Consider the following 17,896-nt stretch of genomic DNA (forward strand, 5'->3'; position numbering starts at 1 on the left):
GGCGCACGCTAAGTTTGGGGCCAGCGTTTTCTTTTTGGCTCAAATACTCAAAACCCAGGCCCGAAAAAGACATCAGCAGATGAAAAGGCGCGCCTAAAAATGCGTCACTATTGTTTGGAGTTGGGCCGGAGATCAGGCTGCGAAGGGCAATCCGCTTTCGCTCATGACCAAAATGCCGCCCGCATAGATCGCTTCTTCGCGCTCAAACACCAATTTGAATCGTTTCGGCGCAAGCGTGTCGATGTCGCGCAGCCGGCGCATTCCGCCACGCGTGATGATCCGATCGCCCGGTTCAAGGTATTCAACTGGCAGGATGCCATCCGCCGTCATCACCTCAGTCCCCATGGGCAAGCCATTGGCATAGTTGGATAAAATGTCCTGCACGCGAAGTCGCTGAGACGGATCTCGCCCGTCATTACGCTCATTCTCGTGCCCGCTGCCGTTATCGGTCATGTCAGGGCCCTATTATACTACTGCCTCAGTACTATGATCCAGAATATGGCAATTTTTCGTTACCGGATAGGATTTTTTGCAATTTGTTGCGTGATACCAGCGTTTTGTGGCTGGCATAGGGGAATGCAGTTTGCTAATTGAAGCGCCACGCGGGTGTGGCGAAATTGGTAGACGCACTAGATTTAGGTTCTAGCGCCGCAAGGCGTGGGGGTTCAAGTCCCTCCACCCGCACCACTCTTCTCATGAAGGGTATAAACATCCCCCAAAGCCTTGAATGGCAAGGCTATTTCCGGGGTTCTAGCGCCCAGTTTTCGATCATAGGCAACACGGTCTGCGAAGGCCAGTTTCGCGACTAGTCTGCGGGCGTGGATATGGCCTGTTTCCCAGAGTTTCCAAGGGTTTGCGAGGAAGGTCAGGACTGGTTCTAGCTTGTCTTCGAAGCTGTCTGGCTTTTGCGGCTGAGAATGCAGCGTTTCTGCCATGAGAGCCTTTTGCTGTTCCAGCTCGCCAATCTTGGTTTCATAGCTCTGAATCACAATGTGATTGCTCGCCGCCATGATGCGGTCCAGCAGCGTGGCGATCTCTTTATCAATCGTCGTAATCCGCCGTTTGGCAGCGTTGAGAATATCTTGCGCCTGATCACGTCGCGCATTCCATGCATCACGGAACATCGCTGTCGCCAACATCATCAACGTGTCGGTCGGTTGCAGCGTCTTGATCAGATTGCCTACATCAGCTTCCAGCTTGTCACGCGGGATCGACTTGCCATAGGCCTCACAGCCTTTGGTCTGGCACAGATAATACGGGTAGTGTCCACCATTGCCGCGCGTAATAGACGAGCGCAGCGACGCGCCACAGCAGGCACAGATGACCATGCCACGCATGACGAAGGTCTCGCCGATGTCAGGCCGCTTCGGGGCCTTGGCAACCCCTTGGCGGCGCTCCTGCACCTTGTTGAACAGAGCCAGTGTGATCAGCGGTTCATGTTGGGCTTTGAGCCAGTTGATGCCATAGGTCTCTGAGCAGATATGTCCGGTATCGCCCTCTTGTAGCCAATCCAGCGGGTTGAAGCGCACAGGCGTGATGCCTTCGACCGGCGCAATGCCCCACGGATCGAGGATACAAACCTGTTGCCCCATCTCTTGACGGGCTTGGGCGGTGATCAGGGCGTTCTCGCCCTTGGGATCAATCACCACTGTCGAGCCCTGATAGCTCAGCAGGTTGGGGATGATCAGGCTGGTGCCTTTATGGGTGCGGCTCGGGGCTGACACCACAAGGTGACGATCCCCCTTATACGTGATCGTCTTCATGGTCTCGCCGTCATAGGCTTCCCCGAGATAAATCCCGCTTTTTCCCCAGAGCTTATACTCCGCGAGATCGTCCGCTGTGGCCCAGCGAGCCGAGCCAAAGGTGGTGGGAACCTCGCCCAGAGACTTCACCGCCGTGCCGATCCAATAGCCCAAGGCCAGACAGAACCCGACGATCGAGACCAAAGCCGTGGTGCTCCAGCCCAGAACGCCATGGTTCAACAGCGCAATGGCCAACGCCCCCAAAGATGATGACGAACTTGTCGCGATGATCAATAGCCAAGGTAAGGTGCTGTATGGCCTGGGGTTTCGGCTCAGACTTGATGAAACATCGTTTTCTCGACGGGTGAGGGAGCGTGTTTTTATCACTATTCCGGGCATCCGACGTCGGATATGACACACAGTTTGCCCAATATCCGAATTGGTGGAGGGCGTTTCACCCCTCCACCTGTTCCAACACGGCTCGCCAGTTCTGCTTTGCTCCGAGTACCCGGATCACCGACAACTTCGCATCGTCCGCCACATACACCACCAAATGCGGCCCAATCGGGTGGATGCGCACGGGCGGGGTGAATTCGTGATATTCCCGCGCCATGGTCGGCATGGCGCAGAGCATATCAAAGCTCTCGGAAATCGTATCGAGATAGCGTTCGGCTTGGGTCTCGCTCCACGTTTCAACCGTGTAGGCCCATATCTCTTCGAGGTCAGCTCTGGCTTTCGGCGTCAGATGCAGCGCCAGCGGCTCATCCGTCATGACGGGCCTTGAGGCTGGCTTTGAAACCGGACATTTCAAACGGTTCCGCCGGGCCGCTCTCCAGCCCTTCGGTGATCGCGCCTTGTAGCATCGCAATGGCCGATTGGCGCTCCTGATCTTTGCGGATCAGGTGGCGGACATAATCGCTGGCATTGGCAAAACTGCCCGTGGTCGATTGGTCTTCAACCCAAGACTTCATGCCGTCCGGCAGGGAAACATTCATCGTGGCCATAGGGGTCTCCTTCATGAGGATAGTATAGCGCAATTTGGCAAAGATTGTCAAAATGAATGGCAAACATTGTCATGTCCTTATGGTCCGCGACTTAATCCAAAGGGGCGGGGCCGATTGCGAGCTTGCTGCTTTTGTTCAATCTCAGCCTGAAACCGCGAGGTGCGGTTGAGACTGGCAGCAATGTCCCGCGCCAACAGGCTGCGGTCCTGCTTCTGTTTCTCCCTGAGCATGATCATCTGCTTTTGCAGGGCTTTGCGCTCGCGCATTTGCGCTTCGATCAGGGAGTGTTTCTGGGCTTGGTCGCGTTTGAACGCGGCAAGAGCTTCGGCCTCGTTGGTTTGGCGTGTGCTTTTGGTCTTGCCCGAGAACCGATCAAATAACCCACGCAGACCTTTGTTCAGTCGATCATTACGAGCCTTGGTTTCTTTGACCCAACGCGCTTTCTGGCCTTTGGCCAACTTGCGCCGCTCAATGCGGTGCTGGGCCACGAGATCGGCTTTCTCTTCGATCAGCGGTTTGGCTTCATCCCGGTGACGGGCTTTGGTTTGAGCGATGAAGCCCCGCATTTGCTCTGAGACTTTGCTGCGGATCGTGGCGCGTGTGTCATCAACCGAGGGCAGGGCCTCTGGGGCGCCGAGTTTGTCATTGACCTCTTTGGTCTTGAGGCCTGTCCATTTGGGAATGGCAAAGACATTGCCCTCAACATCTAAAGCGACAAATCCACGTCTGTCTCCACGGGCTAAGAAATAACCCCGTTCTTCGAGGGCATTCTTAAACCCGATCTGGCTGTCACTCCGTTCCCATGCCTGTTGAAACATCTGCTTGATCTCTCGGGGATCGACACCGATGCGCTTGGCCTGTTGCCATTCTTCCAGTGTGAAATTGAGCGGGCTTTTCCCATCATGGGTTTGCAGCCCCTTGGGCAGTTCCCAGCCATGATTGAGATACAGCTCTTTCGACAAATCCCGCAGTTTGAGTTTGAAATGCGGCAGGTTGATCGCGGTCATGCTATCCGCGTCAATGCGCGACCACACGACATGGGCATGACGACGGCCTTCTTTCTCGTGGATGACAATGGCGCGGGGCTGGTTTGACAGACCCAGCCGTTCCTCAACACGATCCGCCGCGTCGAGAAAATCCTGTTCAGATGCAATATGATCTTGGGGCGGATTGAGACTGAGAGAAAACATAAATTGCGTACAACGTGTGGCTTTGGAAATGGCGTGGGCCTCTAACAAAGCCCCATGTAAATCATCTGCCATGAAACCACGCAGGTCGAGCAGAGCAACATGATCGTTGTCCCGCTCGTTCATGAGGTGGTCTGCCAAAGCCTTTGCGCCACTTCTTTGGGAGGCTTTGAGGATCATGAGCCTACCCCAAGCGCCCGCATCAAGGTGACACGCATCCATGCGACATCGGCTAGAGCCGCATTTAAATTGACTTCCAGCTCTTCATCGACCACCAACGTGCCTTGGTTCAAATGCTTGGCGATCTGGTTGAGATTATTCGCCGTGCGGCTTTGCCCGAGACGTGCCAGCACTTCGGCGAGCAACTGTTGCTCCGCCACGGGCGGCTTCCTACTCTTGCGATAACGCGGGGCATCCTCGGCCAACACGACAGATTTGATGTAGGACGCCAAAGACATCGCCCCGGCCTGTGCTTCAAGCCGGGTGTGTTCCTTGTCGGACAGTCGCAATGAAAACGGGGCAGCACGGCTCATGGGCGCGGCCCTCGCAGCTTGGGGGCGGAAATGGGTGAAGCTTGTTCGCCTGTACCATTCCCAGTGTCAATCTCGTCTGCCTCACGCAGCCACTGATAAAACGCAGGTTCCGCCCGAATTTGGGCTTCCCAGTCTTCCAGCATTTGCAGCACGGATTCGACGTCAATCGGTTCTATGGGGCTCCGCTGCGGTGCACCAATCATTCTCCTCAAAATGTGTAGACCATCCCCAAGATCTGCCCATGACGTGTTTGTCGCGTTCAAACGTTGTTGGCTTGAACGCACAAGATTTCCATATCAATGGCGTTCAATCTAGGCGGCCAAAAGTCCCGCCTCATGCGCTTTGAGGCATTTGCGTGCGGTGTCGCCATGACCTGAGGGCAGGGCGCGCAGCTCTGGGAACAGGCCAAACAGCTCGTCGCGTGCCGCATCTGCCACGCCGGTGAGCGAGTAATCCGAGACGTGGAAACTCTCGGAAGCTGCTCCTTCGGCAAAGATCACCTCATGGGCGTCAAACATCAGGTGGTAATAGGTCACAAAGCCGCCGACACGGGGCCGGATCGTGTTGTCATTGATCAGGTGTTTGGCGGCAGCAAAGACTTCGGACGTGCCAAAATGCATCTCGGCTTGCCAACCTTTCAGCAGCATCCGGTGCTGTGGCGAGACAATCAGAGTGTCGGAATTGCCCAAAGCGCCTTTCGCAATCTCGATCGGGGCAAACCGACCCAAGGCGGGGACGTTGCGCGCGCCAATCCAGCGCAGCGGTTGCGGACCATGATCAAGCGTCAGCACCATGTCTCCGAGCTTCAGGTCTTCGACCCGGCGCGGGCCGTAGGGCGTGGCCACGCGGGTGCCTTTGCCAAAACAAATCACGGTTTCGATGTTGGAGAAGTTGATGACAGTGCCATCGACCAAGGTCAGGGAGCCGCTTTCGGGATCGGCCGCATCATAGACAATTGAGCCGTGCACAAAGTTGGACCCCAGCTGAGACAGATCCAATACATCGCCCGCACCGCTGTCGCCGTCTTCAGAGCCGACGATATTGATCGCATTGCCGTCCAACTGCGACGGGTCGATGATGATCGTGTCATTGCCTTCGCCGCCGGTGATCGTATCGCCGCCACCGGCGTAGATTGTATCATCGCCGTTGCCGCCATCAATCAGGTCGGCCCCTGCACCGCCAATGATGGTGTCATTGCCCGTACCGCCATAAAGTTCGTCGTCGCCGCCGGCACCATCGAGGTAATCATTGCCCGCACCGCCATAAAAGACGTTGGTATAGCTGTTGGCACCATCGGTGCTTTCGCCATCAAAACCGATCAGGGTGTCGTCGTAATCTGAGCCGATGATGCCATCAATGCCGGAGCCCGTGTCACCTGTTGCATCGCCGCCGGAGTAGGTGCCGGTTGCCAGGTTGACGCTCACCCCCGCGCTGGAGTCGGAATAATCAACGGTGTCCTGACCGGAGCCACCACTCATACTGTCGCTGCCTGCGCCACCGATGAATGTGTCATCACCTGTGCCGCCGTCCATCGTGTCGTCGCCAGCCCCGCCGATCAGCGTGTCATTGCCGTCTTCGCCATAGAGCGTGTCATTGCCGTCACCGCCATCAAGGACGTCATTGCCGGTGCCGCCGTAAACCGTGTCATTGCCATCGCCTGCCACAACCGTGTCGTTGCCGGTGCCTGCGTAGACCGTGTCATCGCCAAGACCTGAGTCAATCGTATCATTGCCGTCGCCCGCGTCGATCACATCGTCATAATCGGCATAGATCGCATCAAAGGTGACGTCAGAGATGTTGACGCCCTGATATCCGGTGTCTGCATTGCCATAGGTGATGGTGACGGAGGAGACAGGGCCCGCGATTTCGACCAAGATCGCACCGTTTGCGCTTCCGGCGGTGATCCCGGTGGCATCTGCGGTCCCGGTGGCCGTGTCGCCCGAAACGGAGACTGCGCCTTCGGATGTGATCGTGACCTCAACGGGATTGCCGTCGGCATCAACCGCTGTGATGGTGACCGTGTCGGTGAAGCTGTAAACGTCGAGATCGCTGATCCGAAAGGAGACGTTTTGCACCTCGTCGGCCATTGTCCCGGTCGCGGAGGAGAAGTCCAAGGTCAGGCTTGAGGTGTCAGAGCCGCCGCCTGAGCTGTTGTCGCCGAGCAATTGCACCGAACTGTCGGGATCAAAATCGCCGTTCTCGGTATAAAGCGTTTCGTTCGAGATCGTGGCGGACTGACCTGGGCCCAAGTCGGTATAGCTGACATCAACGTGCACGCCGTTGATGTCGGTCGAGAGGCCGCCCGCAATCGAGCTTCCGTCTGATCCGAGGGTTTCCCAGCTGAGCGTGCTTTCGACCGCGATGCCTTGATCCACCATTTCGCCTTGGGGGTCTTGAGTGGTGGTGCTGTTGATCGTGTCGTCGCCTGCGGTGCCTTCGATGATCCCATCGGTGTAATCGGCATAGCTGAACACCTGATCCGGGGTTGAATCCGTGGCATCGGGCAGGGAGTCATAGGCGACGACCTGATAGGTATGTCCTGGCACCAAAGGCGATTCAGACAGGGTATATGTGCCCGCCGCAGCCCCATTTTCGACATCAAAGGAGGCGATTTGAAACACCTCGCCCGTGGTCAGATCCTTGACGGTCCAGACGGCTTCGGCGTCGACGTTTGACCCAGTTGAGGTGTTCGCCCCCACGGTCACGGTGCCAGTTGTGCCGTTTTCCCCAGCATTGTCATCGGTCAGCGCCGTTTGATTGACGCCCGTGCCTGTGTCGTTGATCAACGCCGAACCTGCGGCCACGCTGGGGCCTGCATAGGTAAATGTCGATCCGGTCGAGGTCGACATAAAGCTCGTTGGATTGATCGTATAAAAATTCAGGTCATAGACGGCCATGGGAGTCCACTCGATACGAGGTCAAAATCTAACGCCCGCAACGCGCATGCCTTTCAGCACGCCTTTGCGGATCTTGGTTAATGCTCTGACGCTGGTTTGAGGCGGGATTGGGGCCAGTTTGGGCAATTCATGTGAAATTTGAATGCTTATGCGTCTGCGTGTCAGGCGGTTGCGGCTGTCACAGGCCCTTGATTGCCGCCACAATCCCACGCCGTTTGGCAATAATAAAATCAAATTTTAACAAGGTTGTCGGCGCGGATTCACCTTTTATCAGCACCGATTTTTTAACGTTAATCCCGCTGTGGTGGGCCTAAAGCGGCTTTTTGGGGGAAACATGTCGACCTACACTCTTCGGGGATATGCCCTTAGTGATTTCTATTCGTCAACGGGCTCCGCAACGGTGGCACCGGGCGATGTCGTTCAACTTGCGCCCACTTGGGATGCGGCGTCTGATTATCTTCAGGTCAACGTCACTGATGATGAGGGGATCTTTCACGGTGACGCCAATTTTGATGAGGTTGGCAGTGACAGCAACCAATTGGGGACCATTACCGATTCGTCTGGCAATACCTTAGCCAGCGGTCGGATTTACCTCGAAGACCGCATCACCCTCTCCGATGGCGAGGGCAATATTGTTTATGTCTATGTGGTTGAGATTGGTGGTGGCGAGCAAGCGATCCTCACCAACCCGGCCATTGTCCCCGGTGTCACTTACATGGTGTCTGCCGTGGACAATGTCGATACCAGTTCGGGAACAACCCCATATTACAATGATATGCCTTGGTCCCCGTATGATGCTGCAACGGGGCAAACCTATGATGGGGGGGCGTATTCCGATCAAATCGAAGCAGGGGGCGGGGATGACACCGTCTACTCCGGCGGTGGCGACGATACCGTCTATGGCGGCGATGGCAATGATACGATTTACTACGGAACGGGCGGCGCGACCCAGTCTGACGGCGACACGGTGTATGGCGGCGAGGGCAATGATCTTATTGATGACGTCAGCGGGACCGAATACGTTTACGATGACACGCTCTATGGCGAAGGTGGCAATGACATCCTCTACGGCGGTGGCGGCCATGATGAGATTTATGGCGGCACCGGTGATGACCAAATTTTCGGTGAAACCGGTCATGACGAGCTGTATGGCGGCGATGGCGCCGATAGTATTTACGGTGGCGAAGGCTATGACATCATCGACGGCGGTGCCGGGGACGATTTGCTCTCGGGTGGGTCCGAGGAGGATGTCTTTGTCTTTCAAGACGGCTCCGGTATCGACACGATCACCGATTTTGACATGGGGGATAGCGATCTAAACGGTATTACCAACGATCAGTTTGATGTCTCTGCTCTGACCGATGCTGAGGGCAATCCGGTCAACGCATGGGACGTGGTGGTCAGTGACAATGGCGCAGGCGATGCGGTTTTGACCTTTCCAAATGGCGAAAGCGTCATCCTATGGGGCGTTGCCCCCACACAGGTCGATACCGCGCCGGAACTCTATTCCATCGGCATTCCCTGTTATGTTTCAGGCACCCGGATCATGACACCTTCGGGCGAGGTGCCTGTCGAAGATCTGCGCACCGGCGATCTGATTTCAACGCTTGATGCCGGGCCGCAACCGCTGTTGTGGCATGGGGTGCGCCATTTGGGGCGCGATATTTTGGCCGAACATCCCGAACTGTTGCCGGTGTTGATCCGCGATGGCACGTTTGGCAACCGGGGTGATCTTTTGGTGTCGCCGCAACATGGGATCTACGTGCCTGACCTCCGGTTCGGCCCGGATGCGGGCAGACACCGGGTTTTTGCGCGTGCCAAGCATCTTTTGACCACACAGGCGGGGGTTCGCGTGGCGCGGGGCAAACGGGAGGTCTGCTATCACCACCTGTTGCTGCCGCGTCATGCGGTGATCCGCGCCAATGGGGCGCTCTCGGAAAGCCTCTATCCCGGACGTTTTGCGTTGTCGGGATTTGACCGCGTGGCAAAGGCCGAACTGTTCGACCTTTTCCCCGCGCTCGAAGCGATTTTGCGCACCGCTGTGCATGGCGTTGACCCCGTGACGACACAGCTTTATGGCCCGCCCGCACATCCTTATTTGAGCGGGGCAGACCTGCGTCACTATGGTAGGATCGCCAGCCAACACCAGATGGTGACAATCGACAGGGCCGTGGCAATCAACACGGATGAGGCGGCCACACGTTTTGCCACCCCATACATATTGGCAAACAGATAGGCATTGACGCCGGGTGCCATGGCGGCGGTGATCGTGGCGGAGCGCAGGGGCGGGGTCGCAAGACCAAAGCCAAAATGCGCCAAGCCATAGGTCACAGCCGGGTGCAGGATGAGAGAGGCGAACACCGCCCAAGCGATGATGCGCATGTCGCCTTCGGGCCGATAGCGTAGCAACACACCCCCCAGCCCAAACAGCGCCGCCGGGATCGCTGCCTTGTTCATCATAAACACCGCATCCCAGATCGGTTGTGGCAAGCGGATGCCGCCGACATTGACGATCCATCCGGCCAAAATGCCCAAAACCAAAGGATTGCGCAGGATCGCCGTGCCGATTTGCCGGATCAACCGCACCGCAGATAGACCCTGACCCGCCGTGCGTGCCAGCTCCATCGCGGTGATGCCAATCGCATAGAGCAACGGGGCGTGGATCGAAATGATCGCGAAATTCCAACTCAGCGCATCCGCACCATAGGCGCGCTCGGTGATCGGGATGCCAAGCAACAGCGAATTGGAAAACAGGCCGATAAATCCGATGGCGACACTGTCGGTCAAGTCGCGTTTGAACAGGTAGCGCGCGCCCAAAAAGCCGAACATCCCGCCCGAAAACGCGCCTGCGTAAAAGGAAATCAGGATCGGTGGGTGAAAATTTTGGGCCAAATCAATCCGGGCAATGCCCGCGAACAACAGCGTCGGCACGGCAAAGTTTTGGGCAAATTTCATCACCCCGTCGATGGTCGCATCCGCCACCCAGCGTCGCCACGCCGCCACATAGCCAAAGCCGATGACGATGAACACGGGCAGGATGACGTCGATCAGCGCCTGCATGTCAGATCAGGCCCGCGATTGGCAAAACCATGCCGTCATGAGCCGGGGCGATGTGATCGGGGGTCTCGGCGTCGACCGTATCATGGTCAATATCGACATGCATATTGGTCAACACCGAGCGGCGCGGCGCAAGGCGGTCGATCCAGTCCAAAGTCAGCGCCAAATGGGCATGAGAGGGGTGTGGTTTATAGCGCAGCGCGTCGATCACAAAGGTATCAAGCCCGTCCAAAAGCGGCCAACTGGCCTCGTGGATTGCAAGCACATCCGGGATATAGGCCAGATCACCGATGCGAAAGCCAAGGGCGTTGATCTGGCCATGATTGACCGGGATCGGGGTAAAAGTGATCGGCCCGCCGGGCCCCTCAACGGTCACTGGGCCACGAATGGCATGCAGGTCCAAAATCGGTGGATAATTCGAGCCCTCAGGTTGCACAAAGGCATAGCCAAAGCGCGAGATCAGATCGTTTTCCGTCTCGCTGTCGGCCCAGACTTTGACCCGCTCACGCATGTTGAACACAATCTGGCGCAGGTCGTCGAGACCATGGACGTGATCGGCATGGGGATGGGTGTAAATCACCCCATCGAGCCGCGTCGTGCCCGCCATCAACAACTGTTCGCGCATATCGGGCGAGGTGTCGATCAATACGGTGGTGGTGCCGCCGGGGCCGTCGCGCTCAACCAAGGCGGAACAGCGCATCCGGCGGTTTTTAGGGTTGTTTGGATCGCAGTCGCCCCAAATCCCACCAATGCGCGGCACGCCCCCGAAGAGCCACAGCCCAAAATGGTGAAACGCGCGCTCATTGCGGACTCTCGGTGAGCACAGCCTTGGTGAACAGCCGTTCGAAATTGGCCTCGGTGAGGGCGGCAAACTCGGCGTAGCCCATGCCAAAGGTTTCGGCGGCGATGGCCGCGGTTTTGGCCGTGTAGGCCGGTTCATTGCGGCGTCCGCGATGCGGCGGAGGGGCCAGATAGGGGCTGTCGGTTTCGACCAAAATCCGGTCTTTTGGCACGTCGCGGAAAATATCGCGCAGCTCGCCGGATTTCGGAAACGCCGTGATCCCCGACATCGACAGATAACAATTCAACTCAAGCGCGGCCTCGGCCAAAGCGCGCGAGGAGGAAAAACAATGCATGACACAAGGGTAGGCGCCGATTTTGTATTCTTCGGTCAAGAGCTGCGCCATGTCCTCATCCGCGCCACGCGCATGGATGATCAGCGGCAATTGGGTCTGACGCGCCGCCTCGATATGCAGGCGCAGACTGTGCTTTTGCACCTCGGCGCTCTCGGCGGTGTAATGATAATCAAGACCGGTTTCACCAATGGCGACAAATTTCGGGTGCTGCGCCAGTGTCACCAACTCCTCGACCGTGACCATCGGTTCTTCGGCCACAGACATCGGATGGGTGCCCGCCGCCCAAAACACCGGCGCATAGGCCTCTGAGATGGCTTTGACTTGCTCGACGTTCTTCAGCTTGGTGCAAATCGTCACCATCCGGTGCACGCCTGCGTCCATCGCGCGCGCGATCACATCGGGCAATTCCTCGGAAAAGTCTGGAAAATCAATATGGCAATGGCTGTCAGTGATGAGGGGAGGCGTGGTCATGGGGCTGCTCTAAATCTGTCTGGCCGCACCCCGCGCAACCGCCTTATCCAGCGATCCGGGTGGCCGTGTCATTGATCTTAAATACCATATCTAGGATCAAGGCGGCGGGGTCAAGGTTGACGGCCTTGGCATGGGCCGCTCGCGCCGAAAGCTCTTGCTGCAATACCGCCCAATCACGCGCGGCCAAGCCATCGGGGGCCAAACGGCGCATCACATCGGCCTCACCGGGGGCGGCCTCGACAATTGGCGGACGCCCGGCCCCGGTGCGCGCTAAGCGGATCAAAAACCGATCCATCAACCCAAGGGTCAACTCATAGCGGTCCACGTTGGCCGGACCGACACAGGCTTCGGCCAATTTCAATGCCCGGCCACGATCCAACTGGGGCAGGGTGGCAAACAGCGCCACCACATCGCGATAGGCGGACAATCCGTCCAAATTCGTCAAGCGCAGCGCCTCCCCAACTGATCCGGCTGACAGCTCAGCCAATGCGTTTGACTGCTCTGCGGCATCAAAGCCCGCCGCGTCAAGAGCGCGGGCCAAATCTGTGGGCGAAAGCGGACCAAGGCGCAATTCGCGACAGCGCGAACGGATGGTCGGTAAAAGTCGGGTCGGTTGATGCGAAATCAGCAACAGCGTAGAGTGTTTCGGCGGCTCCTCCAAGGTTTTGAGCAGGGCGTTGGCGGCGGAGACGTTCATCTCATCGGCACTGTCGACAATCACCACGCGACGCCCGCCATCGGCCGCCGACATTTGGAAAAACCCATTGAGCTTGCGGACTTCATCGACGGAAATCCCAGCGCCAAATTTGTTCTTCTTCTCATCCCACATGCGCCGGATCAGGCACAGACGCGGTTCGGCCAATTGCGCAGAGCGGCGATAAATCGGACTGTCATGGACGATGTCGAGCTGGGGGGGCGCAGGCGGTGCTTCGCCAAAAAGCCCCGCACCCTCTCCGGTATGCCCGTCTTGGCCCTCAACCGGCTGCGACAGCAAAAATCGGGCGATCCGCCAGGCCAAAGTGGCCTTGCCGACGCCGCGCGGGCCGGTGATCAGCCAAGCGTGATGCAGGCGATGCGAGGTGAAAGCCTCAAGGAAATCGGCCTCGGCATGGGCTTGACCAAACAGCGCCGTGGTTTTGCGCGGATGCGGCGCTCCGGGGGCGCAATCGGCCTCGGGCAGTTCTTCGATCTCGCCAACGGGGGCTCTCATGGCTGGGCCTTTTGTGTCGTCTGCACAAGGCGAGCGGTGACCAGATCGGCCACCTCGCGCGCCACCACGTCAATGTCGCGTCCGGCGTCGATCACGGTGAACCGTGGATAGGCCTGTGCCAGCGCCAAAAACGCGGCGCGGCATTTTTCCTGAAACCCTTGACCGAAATCTTCAAACCGCTCTTCGACGGTTTGGCGGCCTTTGGCGCGGGCCAATCCAATGGCGGGGTCCATATCGAACAACAGGGTCATGTCCGGTTCGATCCCGATCATCTCGTCATGCAAACGGTTGACCTTGTCCTGAAGATCGCCGCGCGTGACGCCTTGGAACACACGGGTTGAATCGGCAAAGCGGTCACAGACCACCACCTGTCCGGCGTTCAGGGCGGGGAGGATGGTCTTTTCCATGTGATCGCGACGCGCGGCGGTGAAGAGCAAAATCTCGGTCTCCGCCGACCAGCGATCCGGGTCGCCTTCGAGCACCAGCGCGCGGATTTCTTCGGCGCCTTTGGAGCCGCCCGGTTCGCGGGTGTGGATCACGTCAAAGCCCGCCACGCGCAGAGTATCGGCCAAAAGCCGGGCTTGGGTGGACTTGCCGGACCCGTCGATGCCCTCGAAACTGATGAACATGGCGCTCCTGTCGGTGTTGGTTCGTCTATTCGGACACGGCCAATCCCGTTTGTCCCTCCAACTTGTCCTTAAGCACCACAAAGGCGGTACGCAAGCGCGGGACCAATCCGCCACGCGCAATGGAGCGGTCTGCGATCAGGGGAATGCGCGCCTCGGGAAGGTCCTGGCGCGCGATCACCAGTTCGGCCAAAACGTCGCCTTGGGTGATCGGAGCTTCAAACGGGCCCGTGTAGACCACCTTTGCGCTGCCGTCCTCAAGCTCAGAGCCGGGCAAAAGCACGGAGATGTCTTCGCCTGCGACCAAACCGACCTCGGTGTCATCGCCCATCCAGACCTGCGCCTTGGCAAATTCATGACCCTTTTCTGCGATCGGCTTTTCGGCAAATTGGCGGAAGGCCCAGTTGACGACGCGCTCAGATTCTTGCGCCCGATCCGCCGTGGAATCGAGACCGGAGAGGACAAACACAACCCGCCGTGTGCCTTGGGTGGCGGAGCCAACAAGACCGTACCCGGCTTCTTCGGTGTGGCCGGTTTTCAACCCGTCTGCGCCAATCCCGAGTTTCAAAAGCGGATTGCGGTTGTGCCGGTTCTGTGGCGCACGGTTGTCGTAGGGGAATTCTAATTGGCCGAAATAGCCATAATATTCCGGGAATTCAGTGATCAAACGGATCGCCAAAGTGCCCAGATCCTGCATCGACATGCGTTGAGCCGGGTTGGGCCAGCCGGAGGCATTGGCAAAGGTCGAATTGGTCATGCCAAGTGCCTTGGCGCGGTCATTCATCAGACGCGCAAAATTGTCTTCTGTGCCGCCAAGCCCCTCGGCCACCACCACACAGGCGTCATTGCCCGACAGCACGATAATACCCTGGATCAACTGCTCGACGGTGGGGCGGTCTGTTTCATTGAGAAACATAGTCGATCCGCCCATGTTTTTGGCTCGGGTCGAGACCGAAAACTGGGTGTCCAGCGTCACCCGACCATCGCGCAAAGCCTCAAACAACATGTTCAGCGTCATCAGTTTTGACATCGAGGCGGGCGGCAGGGGCGTTTGGGAGTTTTTGTCCATCAACAGCGTTGCGCTGGTCAAATCATAGACCCACGCTGCCCCCGCCCGCGTTTCAAAGGCGGCGACGGGAGTGGCGACACCGGTCAGGGTGAGGCAGACAACGAGGCTTTGGGCAAAGCGACGAAACGTGCGGCGAAACGTGGTGTGAGGCACGGTGAGAAACATGGAGAGGTATCAATCCTTGGTCTTGTGGCCAGAGCTGTCGGGCAGGGGGCCACGTTGCGCGGCCCCGACGGTCTCAGAATAGGCCCTTAATGGGTCACAGCATAGGCATCCGTGAAGCCCGCTTTTTTCACTTTTTCGAGAAGAGTTTTGCGTTCGGAGGCGGAAGACGCCGGGCCGACCACCACACGCCAGAAGGATTTTCCGTTGGAACTACCGGGTTTGACGGTTGCAACCAGCCCCTGTGAGGCGAGCATTTGCACGGTGCGTTCGGCATTGGCTTCGACCGAGAAAATCCCGATCTGCAAATAGGCTTTGTCCATCGTCGAGGGTGTGGCCTTGGCGGCGGGTTTGGCGACAGGCGGTTTTGCGGCGGCCACGGGAGCGGTTGCGGCGGGTGTCGCGGGCGCGTCAATGGCGTCTAAAGTGGCGGCGACATCGGCAATCGGATCATCCAAAGGCGCGGCGGCGATGGTTTCTGTTTCGGCAATGGTCGCAACGGTTTCGGGCTCTGGGGCCACTTCTTCGCGACGCAGCGCGGTGATGTTCAACTCGGCCGGAGATCCCGCCAACATGCCAAGCGCATCGGCCGCATCCGACGAGACCTGAACGCCGGGGCCGGGGGAGGTGGCTTCGCGTTTGAACAACGCGCCGATGACGAATTTGCCGTTTTGGGTGTTGCGGATGATCACGCGTTCGGGGTCCGTGACCTTGGAATGTGCCACCCAAACCCCGCCAAGCGACGGACGCCCGTCCCAAAGGCCTTTGTCGGTGACCTGAAACACATCGGGCGCTTCGACGTCGCGTTCGACCAATTTGGTCGAGGTCGAAGCGGGCGTCGACCCCGTGGCGGGGGCTTTCAAACTGTCGAAAAAGCTTTGCCCGTCCTGACACGCCGTGAGGGCAAGGGTGGTAGACACCAGCAGCGCCAGACGCAATTTACGTGAGAAACGGCCTTTGGATGTGATGTAGCGGTTGGCCTGTGCGGTTTGCCCGGCCTCTGTGTGCATGGAATGGCCCATGATATTGCCCATGTTGTTGCCCCGTGATCCCTTATGCGTGCCTGTTCCGGCACGGGTCTTATTTGCTCTGCTCTGCTCTGGTCCAATGCCAAGCCCATGCCGAATGGGGCAGGGGCGCATATAGATTGTCGGCAGTCTAACCTCAGAGCCCCAAACAGGAAAGCCCCGCGTGCGGTGTTGGGCGAAAATCGGCAGAGGAAAGGCCAAGAAATGAAAGTGATGGGTTTTAGAATCAAAACAGGGAGGCTAATCCTGTCCGAACCCGCTTTACGGCTCTAGGAGGAGTGGCAGAGTGGTCGAATGCACCGGTCTTGAAAACTTGTGCAGGAGTAATGTGGAAGGGTGGCAGAGTGGTCGATTGCACCGGTCTTGAAAACCGGCGATGTGCAAGCATCCGTGGGTTCGAATCCCACCCCTTCCGCCAATAAAAACAGCCACTTAGCGACAGGCCGCGCCTCCCGCCGCTACCCCGCTACAAGCTCGCTACACGCTGGCGGTTCAGGGTGGCGGGATTCGGTCAGTGCGGTTGGCATGTAGCGGATTTGTAGCACGCACGCGCCGACGCTCAGGGTGCAGTGTTCGTGATACGGTCCCACGCTTCGCGATAGTCGTCGCGGTCATATGCGGTTGGTTCAAGCCAATATGCGCCGCCTTTTTTGTCTTGCTGTGCCAGTTGCCTCACTTCTTCATTCCGGAGAACGAAGCATGTCGGGCTGTCGGAGTTGGCATGAATGGTAATCACCCACCATTCTGAACGCAGTTCTTCGATCTTCTTACCAAGCGGGACTGCATAACGTTTGCTGAGGGCTTTTGACTGAACACCGTAGAATACAGTCTCGTCGGCATCTGTGATGATCAGGTCAGAACCCCGTGCATTGCGTATGGTTGGCATGACGTGCCAGCCTCGCCGCGATAGCTGCCATGCTGCATAGTTCAGCCCGGAGTTGCCGGTTATTTGGTGCCGTATCGGCGGTAGGTTTTCAGTAGCCATCGGCGCAGCCTTCATCATCTGAGAGGCTGCCCGGATCAAAGCCGGGTGTTAGAATCCCCGTGCGTAGCCCGAGGCACCGCCGCCTTTAGCGTGCGCCTGGACATACGCAACGGTCACCCGGCCGAATAAATCGACCGAGCTACGCATCGAGGGGATTCTAAGCCCCACGGGCAGAGTTAGCTGCGCCGCAAACCATCTCTGCCACGTGGCTCCATATAATTCAATCATGATAGGCGTTTACGAAAAGCGCCCCGGACCCATGTCCCGGGGCGCCTTAGCAGGTCGCGCGGGAAGGAGACCCCGCGCTCTGCCTGCGGTCGTTATGTTTAACGAGGGACTGAACCGCTATGCCTCGCGCGGTTGGCGGGACCGCGCGCCGCTGCCCTGCCAACTCCTGCGGCAGCGGCTGAGCCAACCTAAATAAGCCCGTCTTCCTCCCACTGGCGCAGGCACCGCAGCACGCCACCGTCACCCGTCTCGCCAAGCATGTCGATCCGGTCTAGCGCACCGGCCTCAACCTCTTGCCGCACCTGTTCCTCGAACGCGTCGAAGGAACCGAAGGCACGGGCGATGCGGGAGCGCTTGGGTACGCGTGCCTCCTCAAGGCGGGCGACACGGTTCAGGAGGGAGCGGGCGTTGGGCATGTGGTCACCGTCCGCTCTTGAGCGCGGCACCGAGCCGCAGCGCAGCGGCGAAGTTTGCATCCGACTCGGCTTGCCGAGCTTCCACGGCTTCAAGTCGGCGCTGCTCTAGCACCTTCTGCTCGGCAGGGGTGAGGGCTGTGTTCCT

General features: G+C 58.2%; 16 protein-coding genes, 2 tRNA genes and 1 pseudogene. 3 read left to right on the forward strand and 16 right to left on the reverse strand.

The window, feature by feature from the left end:
• Window positions 1-132: 132 nt before the first annotated feature.
• Window positions 133-453 carry a hypothetical protein gene (locus DA792_RS22705; RefSeq protein ID WP_107718836.1) on the reverse strand — a complete coding sequence of 107 codons (321 nt, stop codon included), beginning with the start codon at window positions 451-453 and terminating at the stop codon, window positions 133-135.
• Window positions 454-602: 149 nt separating this feature from the next.
• Here DA792_RS22705 and DA792_RS05565 point away from each other — a divergent pair.
• Window positions 603-687 (forward strand) — tRNA-Leu (locus DA792_RS05565).
• Here DA792_RS05565 and DA792_RS05570 read toward each other — a convergent pair.
• From DA792_RS05570 to DA792_RS23035, 6 genes are all read right to left on the reverse strand, one after another.
• Window positions 666-2,036 carry a zinc ribbon domain-containing protein gene (locus DA792_RS05570; RefSeq protein WP_159075178.1) on the reverse strand — a complete coding sequence of 457 codons (1,371 nt, stop codon included), beginning with the start codon at window positions 2,034-2,036 and terminating at the stop codon, window positions 666-668. The genes DA792_RS05565 and DA792_RS05570 overlap by 22 nt on opposite strands.
• 160 nt (window positions 2,037-2,196) lie before the next feature.
• Window positions 2,197-2,514, reverse strand: coding sequence for a type II toxin-antitoxin system RelE/ParE family toxin (locus tag DA792_RS05575; RefSeq protein ID WP_107718840.1), 318 nt, complete (start codon window positions 2,512-2,514; stop codon window positions 2,197-2,199).
• Complete coding sequence (locus DA792_RS05580) at window positions 2,504-2,746, reverse strand: type II toxin-antitoxin system ParD family antitoxin (protein ID WP_066710806.1); 243 nt, start codon at window positions 2,744-2,746, stop codon at window positions 2,504-2,506. Before DA792_RS05580 ends, DA792_RS05575 begins: the two co-directional genes overlap by 11 nt.
• A 77-nt stretch (window positions 2,747-2,823) precedes the next feature.
• The gene (locus DA792_RS05585; RefSeq protein ID WP_254679361.1) at window positions 2,824-4,059 is read right to left on the reverse strand and encodes a relaxase/mobilization nuclease domain-containing protein; all 1,236 of its coding nucleotides are present in this window, start codon (window positions 4,057-4,059) and stop codon (window positions 2,824-2,826) included.
• Between the two features lie 50 nt (window positions 4,060-4,109).
• Window positions 4,110-4,466 carry a hypothetical protein gene (locus tag DA792_RS05590; RefSeq protein ID WP_254679362.1) on the reverse strand — a complete coding sequence of 119 codons (357 nt, stop codon included), beginning with the start codon at window positions 4,464-4,466 and terminating at the stop codon, window positions 4,110-4,112.
• 311 nt (window positions 4,467-4,777) lie between these two features.
• Complete coding sequence (locus DA792_RS23035; RefSeq protein WP_107718846.1) at window positions 4,778-7,363, reverse strand: Hint domain-containing protein; 2,586 nt, start codon at window positions 7,361-7,363, stop codon at window positions 4,778-4,780.
• A 334-nt stretch (window positions 7,364-7,697) separates the two neighbouring features.
• Here DA792_RS23035 and DA792_RS05605 point away from each other — a divergent pair, with 334 nt between their 5' ends.
• A complete protein-coding gene (locus tag DA792_RS05605) occupies window positions 7,698-9,599 on the forward strand; it encodes a Hint domain-containing protein (protein ID WP_107718848.1) in 1,902 nt (633 codons plus the stop codon).
• Here DA792_RS05605 and DA792_RS05610 read toward each other — a convergent pair.
• From DA792_RS05610 to DA792_RS05640, 7 genes and pseudogenes are all read right to left on the reverse strand, one after another.
• On the reverse strand, window positions 9,485-10,423 hold the full coding sequence (locus tag DA792_RS05610; protein WP_107718850.1) for an AEC family transporter: 939 nt from the start codon (window positions 10,421-10,423) through the stop codon (window positions 9,485-9,487). The genes DA792_RS05605 and DA792_RS05610 overlap by 115 nt on opposite strands.
• Before the next feature lies 1 nt (window position 10,424).
• A pseudogene (locus tag DA792_RS05615) lies at window positions 10,425-11,224 on the reverse strand (MBL fold metallo-hydrolase).
• Window positions 11,221-12,027, reverse strand: coding sequence for a TatD family hydrolase (locus tag DA792_RS05620; protein ID WP_107718852.1), 807 nt, complete (start codon window positions 12,025-12,027; stop codon window positions 11,221-11,223). Before DA792_RS05620 ends, DA792_RS05615 begins: the two are co-directional and overlap by 4 nt.
• A 43-nt stretch (window positions 12,028-12,070) precedes the next feature.
• Window positions 12,071-13,237 carry a DNA polymerase III subunit delta' gene (locus tag DA792_RS05625; protein ID WP_107718854.1) on the reverse strand — a complete coding sequence of 389 codons (1,167 nt, stop codon included), beginning with the start codon at window positions 13,235-13,237 and terminating at the stop codon, window positions 12,071-12,073.
• Window positions 13,234-13,866, reverse strand: a complete 633-nt coding sequence (gene tmk, locus DA792_RS05630; protein WP_107718856.1) for a dTMP kinase — start codon at window positions 13,864-13,866, stop codon at window positions 13,234-13,236. Before tmk ends, DA792_RS05625 begins: the two co-directional genes overlap by 4 nt.
• 25 nt (window positions 13,867-13,891) lie before the next feature.
• Window positions 13,892-15,097: a D-alanyl-D-alanine carboxypeptidase family protein gene (locus tag DA792_RS05635; RefSeq protein WP_107718858.1), complete on the reverse strand. Its 1,206-nt coding sequence runs from the start codon at window positions 15,095-15,097 to the stop codon at window positions 13,892-13,894.
• 86 nt (window positions 15,098-15,183) lie between these two features.
• Window positions 15,184-16,128 (reverse strand): SPOR domain-containing protein, encoded by a 945-nt coding sequence (locus DA792_RS05640; protein ID WP_199908120.1) that lies wholly within the window; start codon window positions 16,126-16,128, stop codon window positions 15,184-15,186.
• A gap of 324 nt (window positions 16,129-16,452) precedes the next feature.
• Between DA792_RS05640 and DA792_RS05645 the strand changes: the two genes are divergently transcribed.
• A tRNA-Ser gene (locus DA792_RS05645) sits at window positions 16,453-16,540 on the forward strand.
• Between the two features lie 141 nt (window positions 16,541-16,681).
• Here DA792_RS05645 and DA792_RS05650 read toward each other — a convergent pair.
• Both DA792_RS05650 and DA792_RS05655 read right to left on the reverse strand, forming a co-directional pair.
• Window positions 16,682-17,125 carry a hypothetical protein gene (locus DA792_RS05650; protein ID WP_217621086.1) on the reverse strand — a complete coding sequence of 148 codons (444 nt, stop codon included), beginning with the start codon at window positions 17,123-17,125 and terminating at the stop codon, window positions 16,682-16,684.
• A 398-nt stretch (window positions 17,126-17,523) separates the two neighbouring features.
• Entirely contained in the window at window positions 17,524-17,751 is a 228-nt protein-coding gene (locus DA792_RS05655; protein ID WP_107718862.1) for a hypothetical protein, read from the reverse strand.
• Window positions 17,752-17,896: the final 145 nt, after the last annotated feature.

Source organism: Celeribacter baekdonensis (assembly GCF_003047105.1).
Taxonomy (GTDB): domain Bacteria; phylum Pseudomonadota; class Alphaproteobacteria; order Rhodobacterales; family Rhodobacteraceae; genus Celeribacter; species Celeribacter baekdonensis_B.